Genomic DNA, 26,989 nt, shown 5'->3' with positions numbered 1-26,989 from the left:
CGGCTTTTTGGGGATCGTGCCAATTTGGCATGACCGAAAGCACAACCCTTAGTGGGCGATGGTGCTCCCTGTCTCGTCAACTCCTTCAACGGTGGCGACAACCGGCGTCTCGATGGAGCCGTCCCATTCAATGGGTTCAGGCTTGCGGATCAACGCATGCTCAATCACTTCACCCATGCGAGAGACAGGGATGATTTCCATGTTGTTCTTCACATTGTCCGGAATCTCAGCCAGATCCTTGGCGTTCTCTTCCGGGATCAGAACCTTCTTTATGCCACCACGAAGTGCTGCAAGCAGCTTCTCCTTAAGACCGCCGATCGGCAGGACGCGGCCACGCAAAGTGATCTCACCCGTCATAGCGATGTTCTTGTCGACCGGGATCCCGGTCATGATCGAAACGATCGCTGTTGCCATGGCAACACCGGCCGAGGGACCATCCTTCGGTGTCGCACCTTCCGGCACATGCACATGGATGTCGGACTTGTCGAACCGCGGCGGCTCGATGCCGAAGTCGACAGCACGGGAGCGGACATAGGAAGCCGCGGCCGAGATCGATTCCTTCATCACGTCACGCAGGTTGCCGGTCACCGTCATGCGGCCCTTGCCGGGCATCATGACGCCTTCGATCGTCAGCAACTCGCCGCCGACCTCCGTCCAGGCAAGGCCTGTGACGACACCGACCTGATCCTCGCGCTCGGCTTCGCCGTGGCGGAAACGCGGAACACCCAGATAGTCGTGGATGTTGGCGGCCGTCACGTCCACCGTCTTGGTCTTGCCCTTGATGATCTCGGTCACCGCCTTGCGGGCAAGCTTCATCAGTTCGCGCTCGAAGTTACGCACGCCCGCTTCACGGGTGTACTGCTGGATCACCGCCATCAGGGCATCGTCGGAAACCGAAAACTCGTTTGGCTGCAACGCGTGCTCCTTGATCGCCTTCGGCAAAAGGTGACGCTTGGCGATCTCACGCTTTTCGTCCTCCGTGTAACCTGCGATCCGGATGATCTCCATGCGGTCCATCAGCGGTGCCGGGATGTTCAGCGTGTTCGCCGTCGTGATGAACATCACATCCGACAGATCGTATTCGACCTCCAGGTAATGGTCCATGAACGTCGAGTTCTGCGCCGGATCAAGCACTTCCAGAAGAGCCGACGACGGATCGCCGCGATAATCCTGGCCGAGCTTGTCGATCTCGTCGAGAAGGAAGAGCGGGTTGGACTTCTTCGCCTTCTTCATCGACTGGATGACCTTGCCGGGCATCGAGCCAATATAGGTGCGGCGGTGACCGCGGATCTCGGCTTCGTCACGGACGCCACCGAGCGCCATGCGCACGTATTCACGGCCGGTCGCCTTGGCAATCGACTGGGCAAGCGAGGTCTTGCCGACGCCAGGAGGACCGACGAGGCAGAGGATTGGGCCCTTGATCTTCGTAGCCCGTGCCTGAACGGCAAGATACTCGACGATGCGCTCCTTGACCTTTTCCAGGCCGAAGTGATCCTGCTCGAGGATCTTCTCGGCATTGTTGAGGTCGGTCTTGATCTTCGACTTCTTGCTCCACGGGATCGACAGCAGCCAGTCCAGATAGTTGCGCACGACCGTGGCTTCCGCCGACATCGGGCTCATCTGGCGAAGCTTCTTCATTTCGGCATCCGCCTTCTCGCGGGCCTCCTTCGAAAGCTTCGTCTTGGCGATGCGCTCTTCCAGTTCGGCCATCTCGTCACGGCCATCCTCGCCGTCGCCGAGTTCCTTCTGGATCGCCTTCATCTGTTCGTTGAGGTAGTACTCGCGCTGGGTCTTCTCCATCTGGCGCTTGACGCGCGAACGGATGCGCTTTTCCACCTGCAGGACGGAGATCTCGCCCTCCATGAAGCCCAGCGCCTTTTCCAAGCGGCCCTTCACGCTCACCGTTTCCAGCATCTCCTGCTTGTCGGTGATTTTGATAGACAGGTGCGACGCGACCGTGTCGGCCAGCTTGGAATAATCCTCGATCTGGCTTGCGGCGCCAACGACTTCCGGAGAAATCTTCTTGTTGAGCTTCACGTAGTTCTCGAACTCGGAAACCACCGAGCGCGACAGAGCTTCGACCTCAACGACATCTTCGTCCGGCTCATCCAGCACCGATGCCTTGGCCTCATAGAATTCTTCACGGTCGGTGTATTCCGAGACCTTTGCGCGCGCGCGCCCTTCCACGAGAACCTTGACGGTGCCATCGGGCAGTTTCAGCAGTTGCAGGACATTCGCCACCGTGCCGACCTTGTAGATCGCCGAAGGCTCGGGATCATCGTCGCCGGCATTGATCTGGGTGACCAGCATGATCTGCTTGTCCGACCCCATGACCTCTTCCAGCGCACGAATGGACTTCTCGCGTCCAACGAACAGGGGCACAATCATATGTGGGAAGACCACAATGTCACGCAGGGGCAGCACCGGGAAGGTTTCGCCAACTGCGTCAGACGTTGAATTCGTCATTCTTCTTCCTTTCATAATCCCGTTTCCGGGACCCGTCCCAGGCCAAGCTGCCGGGGTATCCACTTGATCCCCAAGTGGAGTGTGACAGTGATGATTTCAAGCCTCTCAAGCCGTGCCGTCCCGGGTGCGGCACCTGTTTGGAGACCAAAACGCGAGTACGCGAGACACGGAAGACTGGGCTTGATCGCGGCGTTCGGCCGGACCCTGCTTCGCCGAATCCTAAACCTTATCCATAACCTCATACCAGCCTTGCGCGAAGCACAACATGCACGTCTGGCGACGTTGATTCGACCAAGGCACTCCCACAACGCAAAAAAGAGGCCCGAGGGCCTCTTTTGCTGAACACATCTGCTTCACGTCAGGCAGAGACGTTCGTTTTTTCTTCCTGGCGATCCGCGTAGATGTAGAGCGGACGGGCACTGCCGTTCACGACGTCGTCCGAAATCACCACCTCGCGCACACCCTCCAGCGCCGGAAGCTCGAACATCGTGTCGAGCAGGATCTTCTCCATGATCGAGCGCAGACCACGGGCACCCGTCTTACGGGTGATCGCCTTGCGTGCAATCCCGCGAAGTGCGTCCTCGTGGAACGTCAGTTCCACGTCTTCCATCTCGAACAGGCGCTGATACTGCTTCACCAGCGCGTTCTTCGGCTCCGACAGGATCTGGATCAGCGCGTCCTCATCGAGGTCTTCGAGCGTCGCCAGAACCGGCAGACGGCCAATGAATTCCGGGATGAGGCCGAACTTGACCAGGTCTTCCGGCTCCAGTTCGCGCAAGACCTCGCCGACTCGGCGATCGTCTTCAGCCTTGACCGTAGCGCCGAAGCCAATCGACGTCTTCTCGCCGCGAGCGGAGATGATCTTGTCGAGCCCGGCGAATGCGCCACCGCAGATGAACAGGATATTGGTCGTGTCCACCTGCAGGAATTCCTGCTGCGGATGCTTGCGACCACCCTGCGGCGGCACGGAAGCCACGGTACCTTCCATGATCTTCAGAAGCGCCTGCTGCACGCCTTCGCCGGAGACATCGCGCGTGATCGAGGGATTGTCAGACTTGCGCGAGATCTTGTCGACTTCGTCGATATAAACGATGCCGCGCTGCGCACGCTCGACGTTGTAGTCCGCCGCCTGCAGGAGCTTCAGGATGATGTTTTCGACGTCTTCACCGACGTAACCGGCTTCGGTGAGCGTCGTGGCATCGGCCATCGTGAAGGGAACATCGATGATGCGGGCCAATGTCTGCGCAAGATAGGTCTTGCCGCAACCGGTCGGCCCGACCAGCATGATATTCGATTTCGCCAGCTCAACGTCGCCGCCCTTGGATGCGTGTGCCAGCCGCTTGTAGTGGTTGTGCACGGCAACCGAAAGGATGCGCTTGGCCTGCTGCTGGCCGATGACGTATTCGTCGAGAACCTTGATGATGTCCTGGGGGGTCGGCACGCCGTCGCGCGACTTCACCATCGAGGACTTGTTCTCTTCGCGGATGATGTCCATGCAGAGTTCAACGCATTCATCGCAGATGAACACTGTCGGCCCGGCAATCAGTTTGCGGACTTCGTGCTGGCTCTTGCCGCAGAACGAACAATAAAGGGTATTCTTGGAGTCGCCGCCGTTGCTGCCGCTGACTTTGCTCATATCACTTTCCTTCCAGCACTCCGCTCTCCCGTCGCCGGGCGCGGTCCACTTAATCGCCGACGCGTGAGCCACACCATAGGACGCGCCGGCTTTGCCTGAGGTACTCTACCGTTCGGACACCTCTCCTGATCGGCGGCAACGAAACCCTCACACAAATGCTATGCAGCAAAGCTCTACACAGCATTAACAGTCACTAATACCGCTTTCCTCTGCCCGTGAAACCCCACCTATTGTAACATAGGGGTGACAGGCGATGGATATCGGCATCCGTTTAAGTCTTCAGGCCGCCTTCGAGTTCCTCGCGCGAGGTGAGGATCTTGTCGATGACGCCCCATTCCTTCGCCTCGTCGGCATCCATGAAGTGGTCACGGTCGAGGGTCTTTTCAACTTCCTCGTAAGTCCGTCCAGTGTGCTTTTCATAGACTTCGTTGAGGCGCCTTTTCATCTTCAATATGTCACGAGCGTGGCGTTCGATGTCCGATGCCTGCCCTTGGAAACCGCCCGAAGGCTGGTGCACCATAATGCGGGAATTCGGTGTCGCGAAGCGCATGCCGTTGGCGCCGGCTGCGAGGAGAAGCGACCCCATGGACGCAGCCTGACCGATGCACAGTGTCGATACTGCGGGCCGGATGAACTGCATGGTGTCGTAGATCGCCATGCCTGCCGTCACTACGCCACCAGGCGAATTGATATAGAGGGCAATCTCCTTCTTCGGGTTCTCCGCCTCCAGGAAGAGAAGCTGCGCGCAGACAAGCGACGCCATGTGATCTTCGACCGGCCCCGTCAAGAAGATGATGCGCTCCTTCAGGAGGCGCGAATAGATGTCGTACGACCGCTCACCGCGATTGGTCTGCTCAACGACCATCGGCACCAGAGCCATGGCAGTATCGACGGGATTTCTCATGTCAGTCCTTTGTCACGCTTTTCCGGAGCCGAAAGGCCCAGAATCAGATGGAATAGGTCAACTCCTACATAGAGTGTCAACACCCGGCACTTCAAGACGGCGGCGGCGTTATCCTTAACTGCGGAAGCTGTATCGCTTCTAACCAACCCTGCCGCTGCATGTCGCCTGCACGGCCGCTCAAACGCCACTCACCACAGCTTTCTCTCGGTATGTGGTGAACCAGATCTGAACGCGGAGCGCGGCCAAACGGCCGCTACGGCAACGCGTCCTTAAACAGTGATGGCTAAAGGTGGCGGCGCAGAGGCTGAAGGGATCTTGAAGATGGACATCTTGACCGGTCTGGTGATCTGGGCGGCACAGGCGGCTACGCTAAGCCTCCTTCTCTTCATATGGTGGATGCGTGACCGCAGCCAGATGTTCAAGTTGAGCTGGAGTGCCGCTTTCGCCCTCCTCGCCACCGGATTGCTGCTGGTGGGCCTGCGAGGGGAAATCGCTACATTCCTGTCGGTCGAGATCGCCAACACGATGCTGCTCGCGTCGATCGGGCTGCTGATCGGCGGCATGCAACAATTCGATGGGAAACGGATAGACCCTTTCATTGCCATTCCTGCCCTGATCTGGGTCGGCGGAATGCTTCTTCCCGTCATCCGCGAGAACTTCAGCGCCAGGGTTATCCTCTACAACGTCGCCGCCAGCATCGGCTTTGCGATATTCATCGCCATCGTCCTGCACGTCCATAGCGGGCGCACCTGGGCGAGACGGTTGCTGGCCGGGGTTCTCGGCATCCACATCGTCTCCAGCCTCACGAATGCGGCCATGGCTGCAGTGTCGGTCGCAACCTCCTTCTCGACCATGCCTTCCCCCGCCTTCGTGCTGCTGCCCGGGGCCTTCTGCTTCGTCGCCGCGGTGCTGACAGGAGCGCAGATGATGACCGAGCGATCCGAGGAACGGCTGAAGGCGCTCGCGTCGACGGATCCGCTGACCGGGATCTTCAATCGGCGCGGCCTGATCGACGAGTTCCAGACAATCCGGACGGCCGTAGAAGAGGAAAAGCCGCTCATCGCCCTGCTGCATTTTGACATAGACAAGTTCAAGGACATCAACGACAGATACGGCCACCAGACAGGCGATGCAGTTCTGATTGCCTTCTCCCGTCTTGCTTCGATATCGCTGGCGCCGCGTGGTGCATTCGGCCGAATGGGGGGCGAGGAATTTGCCTGTGTCCTACGTGTTTCCGACTTGATAGAAGCCGCCACTATCGCGGAAGGGCTGCGGATGACACTGGCCCTGCAAACCATAGCCGCGGGGGAGCACCGCTTCAGCGTCACGGTCAGCGCAGGCATCGCCCTGCAGCCCGCAATCAATGCTGATCTTGACCAGCTTCTAAGTGCCGCCGATCACGCTCTCTACGCGGCCAAGGCGGCCGGCAGGAACCGCACTGCCGTCGAGGACGGTGGTTCGATCACAGTCGTGCCCTCCGCAGCCATGCTGACGCGGCAGGAGATGGCGCTCGAAATCCAGGCAAGCGAACAGGTTGCGGCGCTGCGGCGGTTGACGGTGGTCGGAAACAGCTGAGCGCCTGTCACCTCTTGCCCGCCCGAAGCAGCGCGCCACATCCTCCAAGGATCAACGGTCAGCTCGACCGACCAAAGGTCGGCAGCAAGCGGCGGGAGCGCGACATGACTTCGATGCGCATTTCTGGAATCGTTCTGAGCCTTTTCCTTTCTGCCGCACCACTTTCGGCGCAGCAGGCTTCCGACGCGGTGGCGCCGGAGCGCGCAACCGCCTCTGCGACAGCGAAGCGGGTGGAAGCCGAGCGCTTCCTGGTCGCTGCCGCCAATCCGCTTGCGGCAAAGGCAGGGCAAGAGGTGCTCGCCAAGGGCGGCAACGCGATCGACGCCATGGTGGCGGTGCAGACAGTGCTCGGTCTCGTCGAACCCCAGAGCTCGGGTCTAGGGGGCGGTGCCTTTCTCGTCTACTACGACGCATCCGCCGGCAAGATCACCACATTCGACGGGCGCGAAACGGCCCCGATGGAGGCGACGCCGAAGCTCTTCCTCGACGACCAGGGACAGCCGCTGAAGTTCATGGAGGCGGTCGTCGGCGGGCGCTCGGTCGGAACGCCTGGCACAGTGAAACTGCTGCACGAGGTTCATTCCCGGCTCGGCAAGTCCGAGTGGTCCAGCCTATTCGATCCAGCCATTAAGCTGGCCTCCGAGGGCTTCGAGGTGTCGCCACGGCTGGCCTCGCTCGTCGCAGCAGAAGGCGACAAGCTGAAGACCTATGAGAGCACCACGAGCTACTTCTTCGACGAGGCCGGCGCACCGCTGAAGGTCGGTAGTGTTCTGAAGAACGAGCCCTATGCCGAGACATTGAGAGCGATCGCCGCAGGCGGCGCAGACGCTTTCTACGAGGGCGCCATTGCCGAGGCAATCGTCAAGACGGTACGGGAGGCGACGGGCAACCCAGGCGTCCTCTCGCTCTCGGATCTGCCAAATTATCGCATCAAGGAGCGCGAGGCCGTCTGCATCACTTACAGGGCGCTCGACATCTGCGGCATGGGACCGCCGTCCTCGGGCGGCGTCGCCGTAGGCCAGATACTGGGCGTACTGGAGAACTTCGACCTCCGCGGTCTTGGGCCACGCAACCCGGAAAGCTGGCGGCTGATCGGCGACGCGCAGCGCCTCGCCTTCGCCGATCGCGAGCGCTATCTCGCCGACACCGACTTCGTACCGGCTCCCATCAAAGGTCTGCTTGCAAAGGAGTACCTGTCGGACCGCGCGTCCCTGCTCAATACCGACAAGGCACTTTCTGAGGACGCCGTGACGGCCGGCAAGCCGACCTGGGATCACGCGCTCCTCTTCGGCGACGGCGAAGCGATCGAGCTTCCATCGACCAGCCATTTCGTCATCGTCGACGTGCAGGGCAATGTCGTCTCGATGACGACCACGATCGAGAACGGCTTCGGCTCGCGGCTGATGACGAACGGCTTCCTGCTCAACAACGAGCTGACCGACTTCTCCTTCAAGACCCACAATGCCGGAGTACCGGTCGCCAACCGTGTGGAGCCTGGGAAACGGCCGCGCTCCTCCATGTCGCCGACGATCGTGATGAAGGGCGGCAAGCCACTTCTCGCCATCGGCTCGCCCGGCGGCAGCCAGATCATCGGCTATGTGGCCCAGGCGCTCATTGCCTACATCGACTGGCAGATGCCGGTCGAGGAGATCGTCGCCATGCCGCATCTCGTCAACCGCTTCGGTACCTACGACCTAGAAGCCGGCACCTGGGCGGAAGATCTCGCCGAGCCGCTCAAGGCACTGGGCTACGAGGTGAAGCTCGGCGACATGACCTCCGGTATCCACGTAGTTGAGCTAACGTCAGACGGCCTTGCCGGCAGTGCCGACCCGAGGCGCGAGGGCGTGGCGCTCGGGGAGTAGTCGGACGCTCTTTCAGAGGTTGCGAGATTGCGGTAGGCCTCTGGCCATGACCAATAGGCCCTCCTTCCTCCAAATCGATCCCACCACCCGCCGGGTCTCGCTCATTGGGCGGGACCCCGCCTTCTATGGCGATCCAAACCGCGTCTATGCCGCGCTTCACGAGCGCTGCCCCACGTTTTATTGGGAGGAGCAGAGGCAGTGGTTCTTTACTGGCTATGACCACGTCAACGCACTGCTCCGCGACCGTCGGTTCGGACGGCAGATACTCCACATTGCCAGCCGCGAGGAACTGGGGCTGCCGGAACCGCAGCCGCATCTGGCAAACTTCGACCTTGCCGAACGACATTCGCTGCTTGAGATCGAGCCGCCGGAGCACACGCGGCTCAGGACGCTGGTCAACCGCGCCTTCGTGTCACGGCACATCGAACGGCTGCGGCCGGAGATCGCCGCACTGGCGGAACAACTGATCGACGGGTTCGAGAAGGACGGAAGGACTGAACTCCTTTCCTCCTTTGCCGACATCATTCCAGTGACGATGATCGCGCGGATGATCGGCATTCCCGACGAGATGGGTCCGCAGCTCCTCAAATGGAGCCACGACTATGTCGGTATGTACATGTTCAAGCGAACCCGGGAGGACGAGCTTGCCGCGGACCGATCGGCGCGGGAATTCGCCGACTACGTGAAGACGCTGATTGTAGAGCGCCGGAACGCGCCGCGCGACGATCTGCTGAGCCACATGATCCATACGGAGCACAAGGGGCAATATCTGAGCGAGGACGAGCTGGTCTCCACTACGATCGTGCTCCTCAATGCCGGCCACGAGGCAACCGTCCACCAAATCGGCAATTCCGTGCGCGTCATCCTGGAGAGCGGCCTTTCACCTGCGGAGATGTTTCGCGACGAAGCGACAACGGAGCGGACGGTCGAGGAGACGCTGCGCATCTGCGCTCCCGTCCACATCTTCCAGCGCTGGGCCCTGGAGGACGTCGAGGTGGACGGCGTTTTCCTCAAGCGCGGGGACAAGGTGAGCCTCATTCTCGCCGCCGCCAATCTCGATCCGAACAAGTTCGCCGAGCCGCTGGTCTTCAACCCGGAGCGGCAGGAGGCTCCCCACCTCTCCTTCGGTGCCGGCATCCATTTCTGCATCGGGGCGCCGCTCGCCAGGCTGGAGCTCAATACGGTGCTGCCGATCCTCTTCCGCCGCCTTCCCGGCCTCGGGATGGCCGAGACGCCGCGCGTGAAGGATGTCTATCACTTCTACGGCCTGGAGCGGCTGGATCTGGCCTGGTGATCAGAGCCTGATCACGTAGTCCTTGCGAGTCGTTTCAACGACTTCCCAGGTTCCCTTGAAGCCGGGTCTGAGAACGAGGCGATCGCCCGCGCGGAGGTGGAAGGCTTCGCCTCCCTCCTCCGTAACGACCGAATACCCCCCGAGGATGTGAAAATACTCCCACTCCTCGTAGGTGATCCGCCACTTGCCCGGCGTCGATTCCCAGACGCCGGCATAAAGGCCGCCCTCCGCCTCCTCCAAACTCCAGGTCCGGAACCTCGGATCACCCCAGATCAGCCGGTCGGGCGCCGGAGCACCCTCCTCCGGCTCTATCGACGAAAGGTCAAAGCGGAGAGCGGCAGACATGGCGATCAGATCTTCGCGAGCGACTGCTCGAGGTCGGCGATGATGTCCGACTGGTCCTCGATGCCGATCGACAGTCGCACCACGTCAGGCCCGGCGCCGGCAGCGACCTGCTGTTCTTCCGAGAGTTGGCGGTGCGTGGTCGAGGCCGGATGGATGACTAGCGAGCGGGTGTCCCCGATATTGGCGAGATGCGAGAACATCTGCAATCCCTCGACGAAGGCCTTGCCGGCATCGTAGCCGCTCTTCAGGCCGAAGGTGAAGACGGCACCGGCCCCCTTTGGCGAATAGCGCTTCTGAAGGGCGTTGTTCGGGTCCTCATCAAGGCCCGCATAATTCACCCATGCGACCTTGTCATGCCCCTTCAGCCACTTGGCGACCGCCAAAGCATTGTCGCAATGGCGCTGCATGCGCAGCGGAAGCGTCTCGATGCCCGTCAGGATCATGAAGGCGTTGAAGGGGGAAATCGACGGGCCGAGATCGCGAAGCCCGAGCACGCGGCAGGCGATGGCAAAGGCGATGTTGCCGAATGTCTGGTGCAAAACGACGCCGGCATATTCGGGGCGCGGTTCTGACAGCATCGGATACTGTCCGGATGCGGACCAGTCGAAGGTGCCGCCATCGACGATGATGCCACCCATGGAGTTGCCGTGGCCGCCAAGGAATTTCGTCAATGAATGCACGACGATGTCGGCACCATGCTCGAGCGGCCGTACAAGGTAAGGGCTCGCCATGGTATTGTCGACGATGAGGGGCAGGCCATGGCGATGCGCGACCTCCGCAATCGCCGCGATATCCACGAAGGTTCCACCCGGGTTCGCAAGGCTTTCGATGAAAATGCCTTGGGTACGGTCGTCGATCTGGCTCTCGAAGTTGGCAGGGTCGGCGGGATCAGCCCAGCGCACTTCCCACCCGAAGTTCTTGAACGCGTGCCCAAACTGGTTGATTGAACCGCCGTAAAGCTTTCGGGCGGCAATAAAGTTGTCACCGGGCTTCATGATCGTGTGAAAGATCAGCATCTGCGCCGAGTGGCCCGAAGCGACCGCGAGGGCGGCCGTGCCACCTTCGAGTGCCGCAACGCGCTCCTCCAGGACCGCCTGCGTCGGGTTCATGATGCGGGTGTAGATATTGCCGAACTGCTGCAGGCCGAAGAGAGCCGCCGCATGATCCGCATCATTAAAGACGAAGGAGGTCGTCTGGTAGATCGGCGTCGCGCGCGCCCCCGTCGTCGGATCAGGCTGCGCCCCCGCATGGACTGCCAAGGTCGCAAATCCTGGATTGTCTGTCTTCATGTCTTCCTCCTCCTCATGCGGGCTTTCAGCGTGCCATAACAAAGCTGGTTGGTTGATCCCGATCAAGGAAAATTCGTTTCCGGCAGCTACGCTCGTGGGAAAGAAACGAGGAGTCTGCCATGGGCATGACAACGCGACCACACGAAACGCTCACCTCCCGGTTTCTGCACTGGTGCGCGAAGGCTTGGGAAGCCACCACGGAGGCCGATGTGATCGGCAACCTTGACGACGAGACATTACGTGAGATCGCACGCGACTGTTGCGTCAGCCCCGAGCAGATCCTGCAGTTGGTCAAGGCCGGACCTCACGGCGCCGACGAGATGGTCGCCCTCATGAAGGCGCTGAACATCGACGCCGACGAGGCGTCGCTCGCACATCCCGGCCCGTTCCGGGACATGCAGATCACCTGTACGACCTGCACATCCAAGGAACGGTGCCGCCGTGACCTGGCCCGGCACGCAGCGGATCAAGAGTTCATCCACTACTGCGGCAATGCCGAGCATCTGAACGGAATGCGGGCCGAGCCCCGCTTGCTGGTCTCCTGAGAGACTTCAGGCCAGCAGCCTCGGATATTCGATCGCGGGGCATCGGTTCATCACGACCTTCATGCCCGCGGCCTCCGCCTTGGCGGCGGCCTTGTCGTCGCGCACGGAAAGCTGGCCCCAGATCGCCTTGGGCTTCTGCGGCAGGGCCAGGACCTCGTCCACAATCCCGTCCAGGTACTCGGCGGCACGGAAGACGTCGACCATATCCACCGGCTGCGGAATATCCGCGAGCTTCGCGTAGACCTTCTGGCCTAGAATTTCCTTGCCCGCTTGGCCCGGGTTGACCGGGATGACCTCATAGCCCTTCGAAAGCAGGAAGCGCATGACGCCGTTGCTTGGACGGTCCGAATTCGGAGAAGCACCCAAGAGCGCGATGGTCCTGGTCGTCTTCAGGATGTCGGCGATATAGTCGCTCTCGTAGCGGTCATGGTTCATTGCGATCCTCCATCGTCATCAGCATTACCTAGGTTCAGGAAGCGCGCCGGCCAATGCGTCCCCTCGCGATTTTCGATATCCCGGACTTTTGGCGGAATGTCCCTCCTGCTAGAGCTGCGGCAGCCGGTCCGAGTACGAGGGTATGCATGCAGCCGATCATGACACGCGAAGAAATCCACGAGTTCCTGGACCGAGAGTTCCCTCAGATTCACCTGGATGGCCGGGTACTGGAGATTACCGACGTGCGCCCGGCAGGCCTGACGATGCGTTTCGACCCGGCTGAGCGCCACCTGCGCCCGGGCGCCACTATTTCCGGACCGGCCATGTTCATGCTGGCGGATGTTGCCGCCTACGCCGCGATCCTTGCACATGTCGGTCCCGTGGCTCTCGCGGTCACCACCAGCCTCAACATCAACTTCCTGCGCAAGCCCAGGCTGGCACCACTGTTTTGCGATTGCCGGATCTTGAAGCTCGGGAAACGACTGGCGGTCATCGATGCCGTGGTGACACAACGAAAAGCGGAGGAGCCGGTCTGTCAGGCCACCGCCACCTACTCACTCCCCCCCAGTTAGATTGTGGTATCATAAAACCACATGGCTACTTCCTTGTATTTACTGACTAATTTTTCGTACCGGCCGAACCACCGTTCTTGACGAGGGATGGGAGGTACCGGTATAAGGGCCGCAGATTGCTGATCTTGCGGGTCGGCATTCTTTTTGGCGGCTCGCCGCCAAGCCAAGCAACAAAAAACGCCTCTTGCTTCTCGGCATAGGGATCCAGTGGAAAGATAAACAATGTCTACTTTCGTTCAGAAGCCTGCAGAGGTGGAGAAGAAGTGGGTGATCATCGACGCCGAAGGGCTCGTCGTCGGTCGCCTCGCCACCATCGTCGCTAACCGCCTGCGCGGCAAGCACAAGGCTACCTACACACCTCACGTTGATGACGGCGACAACGTCATCATCATCAACGCCGAGAAGGTCGTCCTCACCGGCAACAAATACAACGACAAGAAGTACTACTGGCACACCGGTTATCCGGGCGGCATCAAGGAGCGCACCGCACGCGCCATCATCGAAGGCCGCTTTCCGGAGCGCGTTGTCGAGAAGGCCGTCGAGCGCATGATCCCGCGCGGCCCGCTTGGCCGTCGCCAGATGAAGAACCTGCGCGTTTACGCCGGCTCGAACCATCCCCATGAAGCCCAGCAGCCGGTCGCTCTCGACGTGGCATCGCTGAACAAGAAGAACGTAAGGAGCGCCTGATAATGGCCGATCTCTCCTCTCTGAAGGATCTCGCTCCGGCGGCCGAAAACCAGGCTCCGGTTCATGTCCGCAAGGTCGACGCACAAGGCCGTTCCTACGCGACCGGCAAGCGCAAGAACGCCGTTGCCCGCGTTTGGGTCAAGGCTGGCTCTGGCAAGATTGTTATCAATGGCCGTGACTTCTCGGCATATTTCGCCCGTCCCGTCCTGCAGATGATCCTGCAGCAGCCGCTGGTTGCCGCTGCCCGTTCGGGCCAGTTCGACATTGTCGCAACCGTCACCGGCGGTGGCCTTTCCGGTCAGGCCGGCGCCGTTCGTCACGGTGTCTCCAAGGCTCTCACCTACTTCGAGCCGGGCCTGCGCCCCGTTCTGAAGAAAGGCGGCTTCCTGACCCGCGACTCGCGCGTCGTCGAGCGTAAGAAGTACGGCAAGGCTAAGGCCCGTCGTTCGTTCCAGTTCTCCAAGCGTTAATCGCTGTCGGATTCGGAATGCAGACAAGGCGGGGCTTCGGCTCCGCCTTTTCTTTTGGCTTCTGCCGCGCAAGACTCCGCTCCAATTCTTTTCAACAGGTTTGCGCCCATGCCCGAAAAGACCATCGACCACGCTTTCACGGCCACAGGCCTCACCTCCGCAGCCACGGACCCCACCTACGCGGGCGCCCTGTCCTTCATGCGCCGGCGGTTCAGCAAGGACATTACTGGCGCCGATACCGTCGTCTGGGGCATCCCCTTCGACGCTGCAACGTCCAATCGGCCCGGCGCCCGCTTCGGACCGCAGGCGATACGGCGAGCCTCCGCGATCTTCGACAATGACCCGCAGTATCCGTTTGGACGGGATCTCTTCGCGCAGATGGCGGTGGTGGATTATGGTGACTGCCTGCTCGACTACGGCAACCATCAGGAAACACCCGCGACCATCGAGCGCGAGGCTGCACGCCTGATTGCTGGCGGTCCCTTCCTGCTGACGCTAGGGGGCGACCACTTCATCACCTGGCCGCTCCTGAAGGCCCATGTCGCCAGGCACGGTCCCCTCGCCCTCGTGCAGTTCGACGCTCACCAGGACACCTGGTTTGACGACAACCGCCGCATCGACCACGGCTCCTTCGTCGCCCGTGCGGCCCGCGAGGGCCTGATCGACACCGGCCGCTCGATCCAGGTCGGCATCCGGACCCATGCGCCGGAGGACTGCGGCATCCGCATCGTCTATGGACACGAGGTTGAGGAGACGGACGCCGAGCAGATCGCCGAGACAATTCTGGCTCATACGCAGGGTAGCCCTGCCTACCTAACCTTCGACATCGATTGCCTCGATCCGGCTTTCGCGCCCGGCACCGGAACGCCGGTTGCTGGCGGGCCGTCGAGCGCAAAGATCCTGTCGGTGCTGCGCCGGTTGCAGGGGCTAGACATCCGCGGAGCCGACGTCGTGGAAGTCGCGCCTGCCTACGACCACGCCGATGTCACCGCCATTGCTGGGGCTACGGTCGCCATGTATATGCTTGGGCTGCGGGCCGAGCGACTTGCCGAAGGGCGCTGAAACAGCCGGTGGACGCGCACAGGTTCGACCCCACGGCGACTGAACAGACGACAGGACTGACAAGATGGCGAAGATCTTCATCGACGGCGAACACGGCACAACGGGCCTGCAGATCCGCACGCGTCTGGCGGCTCGCCGCGACGTGGAGCTTCTATCGATTCCGGAGGCTGAGCGGCGCAATACCGCGATGCGCGAGGACCTGCTGAACAGCGCCGACATCGCGATCCTCTGCCTGCCCGATGATGCTTCGCGCGAAGCCGTCGCCATGCTTTCCGGTAACAACAAGGTGCGGGTGATCGACACCTCGACCGCCTATCGCGTTGATCCCGCCTGGGCCTATGGTTTCGCCGAAATGGACAAGGCACAGGCGGCAAAGATCCGGGATGCCCGCTTCGTCGCCAATCCCGGCTGCTATCCCACGGGCGCAATTGGTCTAATCCGTCCGCTGCGGGCAGCAGGGATTGTTCCCGATGGCTATCCGGTCAGCGTCAACGCGGTCTCCGGCTATACCGGCGGCGGAAAGCAGATGATTGCCCAAATGGAAGACCAGGGCCGGGAAGACGCAATCAAAGCCAGTCACTTCCTCTATGGGCTGACGCTCAAGCACAAGCATGTCCCGGAGATGCAGGTGCACGGTCTCCTTGACCGGTCCCCTATGTTCTCTCCCTCCGTCGGCCGCTTCCCGCAGGGGATGATCGTCCAGGTCCCCCTCTTTCTCCAGGACCTCAAGAACGGCTTCACGCGCGAGAGCATCCATAAGGCGCTCGTGGCGCATTATGCAGGACAGGACGTCGTCGAGGTCATTGGGCTGGAAGAAACCAAATCCTTGGGTCGCATAGATGCCGAAGAACTCGCGGGCAAAGACACGATGAAGCTCTTCGTCTTCGGCAGCGCCGGCGGGGAGCACGTCAACCTGGTGGCCGTGCTCGACAATCTCGGCAAGGGCGCCTCGGGTGCTGCCGTGCAAAACATGGACATCATGCTGTCGGCCTGATCGGGTGAGGCCAAGGGCGTAAATGCGAAAAGGCCGCTCCTGCAGCCTTTTCGCATTTTCATGTCCTGACTTCCACCGACACCTCTTGCGGGTACTCCCCGATAAAGCCGCGCCAGTGCGCTACGGCGAAACCGAGGACGATCAGAGCCATGCCCTGGTGCAGGAGGGCGGTGTGCAGGTGCACCTGGGACAGCAGTGTGACGATCCCGATAAGCGCCTGGATGAGGATCAATCCGAGCAGCACGACGGAGCGGCGTGCGTGGGTGGTTGCCGGAGCATCCCGCAGCATTGTCACCATATGCCACAGAGCGACCAGCAGCAGGGTGTACGCTCCCATGCGGTGAGCGAACTGCACGGTCTTGGGGTTCTCGAAGAGGTTGATCCACCAGGGCTGCTGCACGAACAGCCCGCCCGGCACGAGAGCGCCGTCCATCATCGGCCAAGTGTTGTAGCTCAGCCCCGCATCCAGGCCGGCAACCAGCGCGCCGAGGTAGATCTGCACCAGACAGAGCACCGCCAGCAGAATTGCGCCCGCCTTTCCTCGCCCGGCCGCGACCGGATGGCCGCTGTGGTGAGAGAGGCCGCGCATGATCCAGACGCAGGCGCCAAAGATCACACAGGCAATGGTCAGGTGCACTGCCAGCCGGTACTGCGAAACGCTGGTCAGCTTGCTCAGCCCCGAAGAGACCATCCACCACCCGATAAAGCCCTGGAAGCCGCCCAGTGCCAGAACCCCCACAAGCGGCCGGCGGATGCGTGACTCGATCTTTCCCGTCAGCCAGAAGTAAAGAAGCGGCAGGGCGAAGACGATGCCGATCGCGCGGGCCAGGAAGCGGTGCGCCCATTCCCACCAGAAGATTTCCTTGAACTCCTCGAGCGTCATCCCCTTGTTGATCTGCTCGTATTGCGGAATGCGCTTGTAGAGTTCGAATTCCTCCTGCCACTCCTCAGCGGAAAGCGGCGGGATCGCCCCATGGATCGGCTTCCATTCCGTAATCGACAGCCCCGAATCCGTGAGGCGTGTTGCACCGCCCACCATGACGAGACAGAACAGGGTGAAGATGACCACTCCAAGCCAGATCCGCACGAGCTTGCGGTCGCGCCCTCGCCGACGCGTATGACTTAGGATTTCGGCTGTGGTTACATTTGCCACTGACATCGCTGCTCCTGAAAGGGCGAAGGCTGCTGGGAGATCCGTGCAGACGGGCGTTGATTTGCCCTAGGCACCCGTGCAAAACAACCCCCAGCGCTTTGCGGCATGCGGTCGCGGCCATTTGCCCCTCAGCCGGGAGGAACGACGATGCCGCCAAGGGTACGGAGCTTTATCGGGACGTTCATGATCATCTTCCTGGTGATCATCTACGCGCTCTTGGCAACGACGGTCGCAACGCTGACCTTGGCCAACTACCCATGGTGGGTTCACCTTCTTTACTTCTTTTTCTCCGGCCTCCTTTGGATTCTTCCTGCGATGCTGATCATCAAGTGGATGGCCGGGCCGCGAAAGCAGCGGTGAGCGGACTTTAATCTTCCTTAACTACGCCCGCGAAAGTCTTCATGGCTCCTCTGTCGTGAACTTGACGTTCACCTGCATCGTCTATGTTTGTAGCCAGAAGAGGTAGACGAACATGCTCGCTCGCAACATGCACCCGGCTGTCGATTTGGAAGGACGAGCGCCCTCCATGCCGTTTGCTTTAAGTAGGGTCACCTTCGATGTCCTCTATTCGCCGAGACTCGTGGAGGCGGAATGGCGTTCTCTGGAGGCTTTGCCTCGCAACTCGCTCAATCAGAGCTTCGACTGGTGTACCGCGTGGTGGCGAACACGGGGCCTGTCACCGCTGATTCTCCGGGGCGAGATCGCCGGACGTCCCGTCATGCTCATGCCGCTGCAGGTCACCTCGCGGTTCGGCCTTCGAACAGCCCGTTTTCCCGGTCAACGCTTCAATAATGTCAATACGGGCATTTTCAGCTCGGACTTTCCCCACCTCAGCGGGCGCGATCTCGCCAGCTTCACCCATTCCATCAGGACGTGCCTGGCGAAACATGCCGACATTCTCGTGCTAGACGGCCTACCGGATGTCTGGAATGGGAGCCAAAATCCCTTCGTTGCCCTCGCCACGAGCCAGAATCCGAATCCCTCCTTTCAGCTTCCGCTCCGGCCCTCCATGGAGGAAACGATCGCGCAGCTGCACGCAAAAACCCGCCGAAAACGCCACAGGAGCCAGCGTCGTCGACTGGACGCAATCGGTGGCTTCTCCCACTATTGTCCTGTTGAAGCCCGCGAGCAGCATGTCCTCCTCGATCTGTTCTTCCAGCAGAAGGCGGAGCGGTTCGCCGCATTCGGTCTTCCCAATGTCTTTCATCCTCCGGAGGTTCAGGAGTTCTTTCACAGCCTGATAGATCACTCTGGGGGGGAGCGCGACTATATGCTGCGGATGCACGCCCTGCGGCTGCACGGTGTGAATGAGGGTACGATGGTTGCCATCAGCGGACTGTCCCGCAAAGGTGGCCATCTCCTTTGCCAGTTCGGCTCCATCGACGATAAGCTGTGCCCGGATGCAAGCCCTGGCGAACTCCTGTTTTGGCTCATGATCGAGCAGGCTTGTCAGGAGGGAGGCAGCGTCTTCGATTTCGGCGTGGGTGACCAACCCTATAAACACAGTTGGTGCCCGCAGCGGACCCTGACCCAGGACATGATGCTGGCGATTACGCCGAAAGGACGGACTGCGATGCCCGTCCTCAAGCGCTTTGCTCGTCTGCGGCTTGCCATCAAAGGTGACCGGAGGCTTTACGCGGCAATCCAGAAAGTCCGCGCGGCCGTCCGGCTCTAACGGTCAGGCAGCTTTGCGCCGCTCCTGCCCGGCTGCCATGATCAGAAGATTCTTGTAGCCCGAAGCGGCCAATTGCTGCACCAGATCGCCAACATGCGGCTCGTCGTGGCGGGAAACAGAGAGGATGATCTCCGTTCCGGGATGCCCACCCAACCGCTCAAGGCTCTGAACCTGAGCCGCACCGCACTCCACGAGCACAAGATCGTAGGCATCGACCAAGGCGTCGACGATGATCCGCAAGCGATCTGCAGCACGCATCGCCGTGGCCGCATCCGCCGTTCCCTGCGGTACGATATGGGCGTCCGAAAGGCGGTCGGAGTGGATCGCATCACCGAAGGCGGTTTGACCGGCGAGGAGATCGGTGATGCCGGGAAGCGCCTCATCCGTCATCAGCTTGCTGGGGCAGCCGGAGGAGGTGAGGTCCAGCAGGATCACGGAATTGCCACGCTCGGCCACCTCCCGCGCGAGGATGACGCTCGCGGTTGAACCCGCGTCGCCACTGGGAGACAGGATGAAGGCACAGGGAATACCGTGTCGCACGAGGGTCCCAGCGACGCCTCCGATTGCAAAGGTCTCGTCCTTGGCAACCACCTCGGCTGCAGCTTCCAACGAGTGCTGCTGGGCGGAGAGGAAGGAGGTGGTCGCCGCAAGGTCGATGGGATCGGCAGCCTCCGTGGCGGCGTCAGCGGGCGCCGGATGCTTCTGCGTTCGGTGCGCACTCACTTCAGTGGCAGGCTGAACGGGCGCCCCCACCGGCCGCAGGGCGCGGCCGGAGAACAATGCTGCGACCATGATGGCGACCGCGCTCAGGATTAGGCTTGCAAGTGCGGCGATGATGACGATCGGCAACACTTTGGGGAAATAGGGTTCGGACGGCTCGAAGGCGCTGGAAATGATCCGAGCATCGGCCGGCGCAGCATTGGGATCTGCACGCGATGCCGCCTCCCGATAGCGGGCGAGATAGGTTTCCAGAAGCTGGCGTTGCGCTGTCGCTTCTCGTTCAAGTGCCCGCAGCCCCACCTCCTCGCCACCGGCCCTGGCTGATGCTGCTTTCAACTCGTTGAGCTGCTGTATCAACTGGCGTTCTCGGATGCGCGAAACTTCCGCCTCGCTATCGAGACTGGCAAGGATCTTTCGTGTCTCGTTGCTGATCTGCTGGCGGACTCCCGCCAGTTGGGCACGCAGTCCCTTCAATCTCGGATGATTGTCAAGCAGTACGATCGACTGCTCCGCGACCTGCGCCTGCACGCTGGCTTCCGTTTCCCGCAACCGCTGGATGACCTGGGATCCGACCACTTCCGCAAGAGTGTCGGACTCCCGCCCTGCCTCGACTGCGGTTCGTACGTTCTCGGCCCGCGCCTCGGCATTCGCGCGCTCCGCCCGCACACGGGCTAGCTCTGTCGAGATGTTGTTTAACTGCTGCGACGTAAAGCTGCTGTTGTCGGTCGTCTGAAACAGGCCTGCAGAGGCGCGGTAGTCAGCAACCTTGGCTTCCGCCTCGCGCACCTTTGCCGTCAGCGTCGCGATTTCCGGCTCCAGCCATTTCGTCACTTCCGAGTTGGTATCAAGCTTGGCGCCACTTTGAAGCTTAAGATAGACCTCTGCTATCCGGTTGGGGACCGAGCCCGCCAGCTTGGGATCTTCCGAGGAAAATTCCACCACGATGACGCGGGAGTTCTCTACTGTATAGACCTGCAACCTCTCCCTGAACTCCTTGATGATCCGATCCTCCGGTGCAAGATCCAAAGGGTCCTGCTTCAGACCGAGGAGAACCATGGGATTTGGCAGTAACGGCTGAGCCTGAGGGTTGAATTCGTCCGTCTCGTCCAGGCGAAGATCGGCGACAACCTGGCGGACCAGGTCTGCGGACCGGAGCAGCTCGGCTTGGCTCGATATATTAAGCGCATCAAGGACTGGATCATTTCCGCCAGCAGGCGCCGCTGCGTTGGAAAGATTGGGAGATCGTGACTCGATCAGTATCCGCGTTTCGCCCTTGTAGAGTGGCGTCATCATGGTGGTCGCGACCAAGGCTGCGCCAGCAGCGATCAGCACGACGCTACCGACCCGCCGACGGCGCTCCCAAACAGCCGACACGAGCCGGCCCAGATCGATGTCCACGTCCTGATTGCTGCCCATTACGACCGACATCCGAAGCTCCGCACACGAGAAATCAGCGTGATCGTAAAGCGGTATGGTAAGCCAAGCGTTAATATCGCTAAGCTTCGACCTCAACTCCTGAGAGCTTTACCAGGAATTAACCCTGATGGATCAATAAAACATCGACTTGAAGCCGGAGCCTGCCGCGAATGATCTTCGCCCGCCGACAACGCCTGATGATGCTGGCCCTCGCCTTGATGGGTGGCGGGACCGCCGCCTGCTCCACACATCCACCCCTGCCCAAAGGCCTCCAGCAGTCTGCAGTCCAGCCCTACCGGCTCGACAGTGGCGACCGCCTGAGGATCACCGTCTATGACCAGGCGGGACTTTCGAACACCTATGCCGTCGACCAGGCTGGCTATATTGCCTTTCCGTTGATCGGGCAGGTCGCAGCCCGTGGCCAAACGCTGCCGGCACTGGAGGGTGCAATCGCGGCCCGGCTCAAGCAGGGCTACCTGCGCGATCCCGATGTCACGATCGAGGTTGACCGATATCGGCCTGTGTTCGTCATGGGCGAGGTTGGCCGGCCCGGTCAGTATTCCTACGTGCCGGGCATGACGGCCCAAAATGCGATCGCGATCGCCGGCGGGTTTACCCCTCGTGGCAACAGGCGCGACATCGACGTCACCCGCAAGGTCAATGGCCGCCCTGTTACCGGACGCGCTCCCATCTCAAGTCCCGTCCTTGCCGGCGACACCATCTACGTCCGGGAACGGCTGTTCTAACGGCCATGGCAGATGAGAGAAAGCTGCGGATCCTGCATTGCTTCAGGTCTCCCGTCGGGGGGATATTTCGCCATGTCCGCGATTTGGTCGAGGAGCATCGGGCCGCCGGCCATGATGTCGGCATCCTCTGTGACAGCTTGACGGGCGGCGCGCATGAGGAGCGGCTTTTTGACAGCATTCAGCCACATCTATCGCTGGGGCTCATACGCATCCCCATGCGTCGCGCCATTGCACCCTCGGATCTTTCCGCGCTTTACAAAAGCTACCAACACATAAAGAGCCTGCAGCCGGACATTCTGCACGGACATGGCGCCAAAGGCGGCATGCTGACGCGTCTGATCGGCTCAGCTCTACGGGCAAACAGGTCACGCGTAGCCCGTCTCTATTCACCCCATGGCGGCAGTCTTCACTTCGACCGTTCAAGCCTCGCAGGCCAAGCGGTGCTGCGCCTTGAGCGGCTTCAGGAGCGGTATACGGACGCGCTTGTGTTCGTGTGCGAATATGAGAGACGCACCTACGAAGCCAAGGTGGGGACGCCGACAGCTCGCTGGCGCGTCATTCTAAACGGCGTCAAAGAATGGGAGTTCGAGCCGGTAGCCTCCGCAACCGATGCTGCGGACTTTCTCTACATCGGCATGATGCGAGACCTCAAGGGTCCGGATGTCTTCATTGACGCCTTCGTCCGCGCCGAACAACTGCTGGGACGTCCCCTTAAAGCCCTGATGGTTGGCGATGGTCCGGATCGTGACCGTTACGATGCAACGATAAGGGAACGTGGGATCGGGGCGCGCATCCGTATGCTCCCCGCGATGCCAGCCCGGGATGCTTTCGCGATGGCTCGCACGGTCGTTGTTCCGTCACGCGCAGAGGCCATGCCTTACATCGTCATCGAAGCGCTTGCCGCACAAAAGCCCGTAGTCGCCTCACGCGTCGGCGGGATTCCAGAAATTCTGGGCGCCGAAAGCAAGGCACTGGCCGCCCCCGGGGATGCACAGAATTTGGCGAAGATCATGGTTGCCGCTGAAAGTGAACCGGACTGGCAGAATCGTGTCATGCCCAAACCCGATACGTTTCGCGCAGTTTTCTCTAGCGCTGCCATGGCCGACAGCATGCTCGACCTTTACCGAAGCCTCCTCACGGACCGCTCCTAAAGGTTTCTTAGCAGTTTCCTGCTAGTCAGCTCAGATCGAAGGAACCGAGCGCGGCGCGGGATTCTCTTGGCTGCCGCAAGAGGACCAGAGGGATGACCGACGCCGGCATGAAAGGCCAGCTAGACCTGGAAGCCCTGCGGCGCAGCGTTTCCGCGTCGCCGCCCGAGGAATCCGGCGAGCCCTCTGCCTCAGTCCTAAACCCCTTCGCGCTCCAGATCGCCAATCAATTTCGCGACGAGAACACATCGCCCGCACTGTTCATTGGAAAGATCCGGCTGCTTGAGTTCATCTCGTTGATCGCGCTTAACCTCCTCGCCGCCGTCATCTTGGTCGCGCCGCATGAGACTGACCTTTTCGCCCGCCTCGGCGTGGCTATACTGGGCGCCGCGGCCACTGTTCTTGCCCTACAAGTGGTAGATGCCTACCAGATCCCGATGTTGCGCATTCCGGCGCGTAGCCGGCGGAGGATGACGGCGGCCTGGGCAATTGGCTTTTCCGCCTCCGCCGCCGCCCTGTATATGGTCGAACAACACACGCTTTCGTTCACGGGGTATGTGGTCTGGTTCGGCGCGATCGCGTTGTTTCTGCTTGCCGAGCGCCAGTTGATTGCTATCGGCATTCGGCACTGGGCGCGCAACGGCATCCTCGAGCGCCGTGCCATCATCGTGGGCGGCGGCGAACCTGCCAAGCAGCTCGTGCGGGCACTCGAGCAGCAGCCCGACAACGACATCCGCATCTGCGGCATCTTCGACGACCGGGGCTCCGGCCGCTCTCCGCCTGTCGTGGCGGGGTATCCGAAACTCGGGACTTTCGGGGAGCTTGTCGAATTCGCCAGACGTGCGCGCGTGGACATGCTGATCATCGCCCTGCCGGCCTCCGCAGAGGCGCGGATCCTGCAGCTTTTGCGTAAACTTTGGGTTCTTCCTGTCGATATCCGCCTCGCCGCTCATGCAAATCATCTGCGCTTTCGCCCGCGCTCTTATTCGCACGTCGGCGCCGTACCGATGTTCGATATCTTCGATAAGCCGTTGCGGGACTGGGACTCGGTGGCCAAGCGGACGTTCGACATCGTCTTTTCGTTGCTTTCGCTCACGTTGATATGGCCCGTGATGCTAATGGCCGCCATCGCAGTGAAGGCCACGTCGAAAGGGCCCGTTCTCTTTGTGCAGAAACGTCACGGCTTCAACAACGAGGTGATCGACGTTCTGAAGTTCCGCTCGATGTTTACCGAGCTGTCGGATCCAACCGCCAAGAAAGCGGTCACGAAGAATGATCCGCGGGTCACCCCCGTCGGGCGCTTCCTGCGGCGGTCGTCCATCGACGAGCTTCCCCAGCTCTTCAATGTTCTGAGGGGGGAGCTTTCTCTCGTCGGGCCGCGACCGCACTCGATCCACGCACAAACGGGCGACCGCAGATATGTTGATGTGGTGGAAAGCTATTTCGCCCGCCACCGGGTCAAGCCCGGCGTCACCGGCTGGGCGCAGATTAACGGATTGCGCGGAGAGCTCGATACGGACGAGAAGATCCGGATGCGCACCGCCTATGACCTGCAATACATTGAAAACTGGTCCTTGCTGTTCGACCTGAAGATCCTGTGCTTGACGCCATTCCGGCTGCTGAATGCGGAAAACGCCTATTGACTGCGGTTGCTGACGATCACTGGGGCTTCAAGCCAAAACTTGCGGCTGTAACGCTGCTAGGCTCGGCCATGATCGCACTTGGCGTGTTTTCATCCGGTTTCGTGATGTCGGAGCCCGCCCCTTACGAGATGATCATGGCGGTCCAGATCGGGGTCTGGTTCCTGCTCGGGCTTACAATGTCGCGGACCGTTGGCCTCCTGCTCGCCATGCTGCTGGTGTTCAATGTCGGGGGTTTGCTCGCGATCATCGTGATGAAGGACATGACGGGGGCTCCTCTTTATGCGGCTGTCTCCATCTTTCTTGCGCTGACGTCTGTGTTCATCGCGGCCGTCGTGGAAGGTCGCCACCAGCGCCTCTCGCTCATCTTCAAGTCGTGGGTTGCCGCTGCCATCATCACGGCCCTTCTCGGCATCCTCGGCTATTTTCATGCCTTCCCGGGCGCAGCCGCCTTTACCCGCTACGACCGCGCCATGGGCGCTTTCCAGGATCCCAACGTCTTCGGTCCCTATCTGATCGCGCCGATCCTCTACCTCATGCACCGGCTGTTGACGGGGGAACTCATCCGCTCGCCCTTGCCGATCCTTGGCCTGCTCGTGCTCGTGCTCGGCGTATTTCTGTCATTTTCCCGCGCGGCCTGGGGCCTGCTTGCCTTCAGTGGGCTGATGCTGATCGTTATCATGCTGCTCAAGGAGCGTACGCCCGCGTTTCGAATGAGAATTTTGGTCCTTTCCGTGACGGCGCTGCTGCTGCTGGGAGTCGCGCTCGCGATCGCTTTGCAATCGGAGCAGGTCTCCAATCTGTTCACGACGCGCGCGAAGCTGGTCCAGGACTACGACGGCGCCCGCATGGGGCGGTTCGAGCGACACAAGATCGGCTTTCTCTTGTCCATGGAACGCCCGCTCGGCATCGGGCCGATGGCGCTTGGCAAAATGTATGGGGAGGACGAACATAACATCTGGTTGAAATCCCTGACCACGTATGGCTGGCTTGGGTTCGTGACATACCTCGTCATGATCTGCTCGACCTTGGCGTTGGGTTTCCGCTATCTCCTGCGCGAAAGGCCCTGGCAGCCATTCCTGATGATCAGCTGGATCGTCATCCTTGGCCACTGCCTGATCGGCAACGTTATCGACACCGATCACTGGCGCCATTTTTACCTCCTTCTCGGTATCGTATGGGGATGTGTCGCTCTAGAGCAGCGCCACCAGCGCCGACACGGCCACGAGCGCGCAGCTTGACTTCGGTTTCGGCTGCGCCAAATGAGCGGACATGCTGACAGGACAACAACTGCGCGCCGGGCGCGCCATGATCGGGCTTTCGGTAGACGACCTCGCCGAAGTGACCGGTCTCTCGATCCACGACATCACGACAGCCGAGAGTTCAAACTCCAGCGATCAAACGGTGGCGGAGCGGCTTCGACTGGCGCTGGAGCACAAGGGCATTCTCTTTCTCTCAGCGGGTGAGGACAATCCGGGCGCAGGCCCAGGCGTCCGCTTGCGCACCTATGGTGCCGACGACGGCATCCGGCCACAGGAGCTCAATTCCACCAACGACGGCTGAACCACCGGCGGACAAACAATCTTCATCTTCTTCCGGAACTTCCTGCTCGCTTCCGCGTTCTGGCGAGATACTGCGTATCGGGGGTGAGAGATGAGCGAACATTTTGACGTCGAGCAAATTCCCGACGTTGGCCTGCGGAAGGTCTGGAGCGTGAGTGAGTTTGCAAAGCGTTACCGCCTGAAGCGCGAAGAGGAAGATCGGCTGGTGAAGCTGCTGGGCGCTTTTGCAACGGAGCAGGAACTCCTTATGAATGCGTCTCGAGCTCCGCGCTTCCGCTGAACATCGTTTTCTTCGTTGGAACTACCTCAAAAGGCTGCCCAAGGCGGCCTTTGTTCGTCCCGTCTGAGGCTACTTCTAATTCACTGAATTCGAGGGAACAGCAGGAACCACTTCTTCAACCAGGCGTTCATGACATCACGAAAATCGCGCGACCGTCGGCGTCGCTACGGGGGATACCATGCTGAACCTTCTCACCCGATCTGCAATCACGGTCGCTCTTGCAATCGCCTCGATCGGCACAAGCGCTCCGGTCACCAGTGCACAGGATCTGGAACTTCGTATCGGGCCTGACGGTGTCCGTCCTGTTATCCGCGATCGAGATCGCGACCGGCGGGATCGCCGGCGCGACGATTGCAACCCCCGCGAGGCTCTCTCGATCGCACGCAGCGAAGGCTTTCGTCGGGCCGAGGTCACGCGCGTTACCCGACGCAGCGTAACTGTCGAGGGCATGACACGTCGCGGGCCCGATCGCATCGTTTTTGCCAATGTCCGTGGCTGCCCTGAAATCTAGAC

The 26,989-nt window shown here is 60.9% G+C and carries 26 protein-coding genes; 18 read left to right on the top strand and 8 right to left on the bottom strand.

Features of this window, described 5'->3' with window-relative positions; translation table 11 throughout:
* Positions 1–48: 48 nt before the first annotated feature.
* From lon to clpP, 3 genes are all read right to left on the bottom strand, one after another.
* Positions 49–2,466 (bottom strand): endopeptidase La, encoded by a 2,418-nt coding sequence (gene lon, locus LXM96_RS14100; RefSeq protein ID WP_239999205.1) that lies wholly within the window; start codon positions 2,464–2,466, stop codon positions 49–51.
* A gap of 358 nt (positions 2,467–2,824) precedes the next feature.
* Positions 2,825–4,102 carry an ATP-dependent Clp protease ATP-binding subunit ClpX gene (clpX, locus tag LXM96_RS14095; RefSeq protein ID WP_239999204.1) on the bottom strand — a complete coding sequence of 426 codons (1,278 nt, stop codon included), beginning with the start codon at positions 4,100–4,102 and terminating at the stop codon, positions 2,825–2,827.
* Between the two features lie 271 nt (positions 4,103–4,373).
* On the bottom strand, positions 4,374–5,006 hold the full coding sequence (gene clpP, locus LXM96_RS14090; RefSeq protein WP_239999203.1) for an ATP-dependent Clp endopeptidase proteolytic subunit ClpP: 633 nt from the start codon (positions 5,004–5,006) through the stop codon (positions 4,374–4,376).
* A gap of 321 nt (positions 5,007–5,327) precedes the next feature.
* Here clpP and LXM96_RS14085 point away from each other — a divergent pair, with 321 nt between their 5' ends.
* The 3 genes from LXM96_RS14085 to LXM96_RS14075 all read left to right on the top strand — a co-directional run bounded on the left by LXM96_RS14085 (position 5,328) and on the right by LXM96_RS14075 (position 9,737).
* On the top strand, positions 5,328–6,581 hold the full coding sequence (locus LXM96_RS14085) for a GGDEF domain-containing protein (RefSeq protein WP_239999202.1): 1,254 nt from the start codon (positions 5,328–5,330) through the stop codon (positions 6,579–6,581).
* Positions 6,582–6,685: 104 nt separating this feature from the next.
* On the top strand, positions 6,686–8,443 hold the full coding sequence (gene ggt / locus LXM96_RS14080) for a gamma-glutamyltransferase (protein WP_239999201.1): 1,758 nt from the start codon (positions 6,686–6,688) through the stop codon (positions 8,441–8,443).
* Between the two features lie 46 nt (positions 8,444–8,489).
* Positions 8,490–9,737, top strand: a complete 1,248-nt coding sequence (locus LXM96_RS14075) for a cytochrome P450 (RefSeq protein ID WP_239999200.1) — start codon at positions 8,490–8,492, stop codon at positions 9,735–9,737.
* Here the strand turns inward: LXM96_RS14075 and LXM96_RS14070 are convergent, their stop codons facing one another.
* Complete coding sequence (locus LXM96_RS14070) at positions 9,738–10,082, bottom strand: cupin domain-containing protein (protein ID WP_239999199.1); 345 nt, start codon at positions 10,080–10,082, stop codon at positions 9,738–9,740.
* Positions 10,083–10,087: 5 nt separating this feature from the next.
* A complete protein-coding gene (locus LXM96_RS14065) occupies positions 10,088–11,371 on the bottom strand; it encodes an O-acetylhomoserine aminocarboxypropyltransferase (RefSeq protein WP_239999198.1) in 1,284 nt (427 codons plus the stop codon).
* Between the two features lie 119 nt (positions 11,372–11,490).
* Between LXM96_RS14065 and LXM96_RS14060 the strand changes: the two genes are divergently transcribed.
* Complete coding sequence (locus LXM96_RS14060) at positions 11,491–11,916, top strand: DUF6455 family protein (RefSeq protein WP_239999197.1); 426 nt, start codon at positions 11,491–11,493, stop codon at positions 11,914–11,916.
* A 6-nt stretch (positions 11,917–11,922) separates the two neighbouring features.
* Here LXM96_RS14060 and LXM96_RS14055 read toward each other — a convergent pair whose 3' ends face one another.
* On the bottom strand, positions 11,923–12,351 hold the full coding sequence (locus LXM96_RS14055) for a CoA-binding protein (protein WP_239999196.1): 429 nt from the start codon (positions 12,349–12,351) through the stop codon (positions 11,923–11,925).
* Between the two features lie 146 nt (positions 12,352–12,497).
* Between LXM96_RS14055 and LXM96_RS14050 the strand changes: the two genes are divergently transcribed.
* The 5 genes from LXM96_RS14050 (at position 12,498) to argC (ending at position 16,136) form a co-directional block, all read left to right on the top strand.
* Positions 12,498–12,923, top strand: a complete 426-nt coding sequence (locus LXM96_RS14050) for a PaaI family thioesterase (RefSeq protein WP_239999195.1) — start codon at positions 12,498–12,500, stop codon at positions 12,921–12,923.
* 222 nt (positions 12,924–13,145) lie between these two features.
* Positions 13,146–13,610, top strand: a complete 465-nt coding sequence (rplM, locus tag LXM96_RS14045; protein ID WP_239999194.1) for a 50S ribosomal protein L13 — start codon at positions 13,146–13,148, stop codon at positions 13,608–13,610.
* A 2-nt stretch (positions 13,611–13,612) separates the two neighbouring features.
* Positions 13,613–14,080: a 30S ribosomal protein S9 gene (rpsI, locus tag LXM96_RS14040; protein WP_239999193.1), complete on the top strand. Its 468-nt coding sequence runs from the start codon at positions 13,613–13,615 to the stop codon at positions 14,078–14,080.
* Between the two features lie 108 nt (positions 14,081–14,188).
* The gene (gene speB, locus LXM96_RS14035; RefSeq protein WP_239999192.1) at positions 14,189–15,142 is read left to right on the top strand and encodes an agmatinase; all 954 of its coding nucleotides are present in this window, start codon (positions 14,189–14,191) and stop codon (positions 15,140–15,142) included.
* A 64-nt stretch (positions 15,143–15,206) separates the two neighbouring features.
* The gene (gene argC, locus LXM96_RS14030) at positions 15,207–16,136 is read left to right on the top strand and encodes an N-acetyl-gamma-glutamyl-phosphate reductase (protein WP_239999191.1); all 930 of its coding nucleotides are present in this window, start codon (positions 15,207–15,209) and stop codon (positions 16,134–16,136) included.
* Positions 16,137–16,194: 58 nt separating this feature from the next.
* On the opposite strand, the gene LXM96_RS14025 is transcribed toward argC, so the two are convergent.
* The gene (locus LXM96_RS14025) at positions 16,195–17,295 is read right to left on the bottom strand and encodes a COX15/CtaA family protein (protein WP_239999190.1); all 1,101 of its coding nucleotides are present in this window, start codon (positions 17,293–17,295) and stop codon (positions 16,195–16,197) included.
* A 141-nt stretch (positions 17,296–17,436) separates the two neighbouring features.
* Between LXM96_RS14025 and LXM96_RS14020 the strand changes: the two genes are divergently transcribed.
* Positions 17,437–17,649, top strand: a complete 213-nt coding sequence (locus tag LXM96_RS14020) for a DUF2842 domain-containing protein (protein WP_239999189.1) — start codon at positions 17,437–17,439, stop codon at positions 17,647–17,649.
* A 166-nt stretch (positions 17,650–17,815) separates the two neighbouring features.
* The gene (locus LXM96_RS14015; RefSeq protein WP_239999188.1) at positions 17,816–18,964 is read left to right on the top strand and encodes a GNAT family N-acetyltransferase; all 1,149 of its coding nucleotides are present in this window, start codon (positions 17,816–17,818) and stop codon (positions 18,962–18,964) included.
* Positions 18,965–18,967: 3 nt separating this feature from the next.
* Here the strand turns inward: LXM96_RS14015 and LXM96_RS14010 are convergent, their stop codons facing one another.
* Positions 18,968–21,112: a GumC family protein gene (locus LXM96_RS14010; protein ID WP_239999187.1), complete on the bottom strand. Its 2,145-nt coding sequence runs from the start codon at positions 21,110–21,112 to the stop codon at positions 18,968–18,970.
* A gap of 185 nt (positions 21,113–21,297) precedes the next feature.
* Between LXM96_RS14010 and LXM96_RS14005 the strand changes: the two genes are divergently transcribed.
* From LXM96_RS14005 to LXM96_RS13975, 7 genes are all read left to right on the top strand, one after another.
* Positions 21,298–21,846 (top strand): polysaccharide biosynthesis/export family protein, encoded by a 549-nt coding sequence (locus tag LXM96_RS14005; protein WP_394801966.1) that lies wholly within the window; start codon positions 21,298–21,300, stop codon positions 21,844–21,846.
* 5 nt (positions 21,847–21,851) lie between these two features.
* Positions 21,852–22,997: a glycosyltransferase family 4 protein gene (locus LXM96_RS14000; RefSeq protein ID WP_239999185.1), complete on the top strand. Its 1,146-nt coding sequence runs from the start codon at positions 21,852–21,854 to the stop codon at positions 22,995–22,997.
* 92 nt (positions 22,998–23,089) lie between these two features.
* Complete coding sequence (locus tag LXM96_RS13995; RefSeq protein WP_239999184.1) at positions 23,090–24,637, top strand: undecaprenyl-phosphate glucose phosphotransferase; 1,548 nt, start codon at positions 23,090–23,092, stop codon at positions 24,635–24,637.
* On the top strand, positions 24,634–25,875 hold the full coding sequence (locus LXM96_RS13990) for an O-antigen ligase family protein (RefSeq protein ID WP_239999183.1): 1,242 nt from the start codon (positions 24,634–24,636) through the stop codon (positions 25,873–25,875). The genes LXM96_RS13995 and LXM96_RS13990 overlap by 4 nt, the downstream gene beginning before the upstream one ends.
* 31 nt (positions 25,876–25,906) lie before the next feature.
* Entirely contained in the window at positions 25,907–26,197 is a 291-nt protein-coding gene (locus LXM96_RS13985) for a helix-turn-helix domain-containing protein (RefSeq protein ID WP_239999182.1), read from the top strand.
* A gap of 90 nt (positions 26,198–26,287) precedes the next feature.
* On the top strand, positions 26,288–26,476 hold the full coding sequence (locus LXM96_RS13980; protein ID WP_239999181.1) for a hypothetical protein: 189 nt from the start codon (positions 26,288–26,290) through the stop codon (positions 26,474–26,476).
* Between the two features lie 178 nt (positions 26,477–26,654).
* Positions 26,655–26,987: a hypothetical protein gene (locus LXM96_RS13975; RefSeq protein WP_239999180.1), complete on the top strand. Its 333-nt coding sequence runs from the start codon at positions 26,655–26,657 to the stop codon at positions 26,985–26,987.
* Positions 26,988–26,989: the final 2 nt, after the last annotated feature.

Source organism: Rhizobium halophilum, assembly GCF_021648825.1.
Taxonomy (GTDB): domain Bacteria; phylum Pseudomonadota; class Alphaproteobacteria; order Rhizobiales; family Rhizobiaceae; genus Neorhizobium; species Neorhizobium halophilum.
The sequence above is the reverse complement of the archived record's forward strand: the minus strand, read 5'-3'. Positions and strand labels throughout refer to the sequence as shown.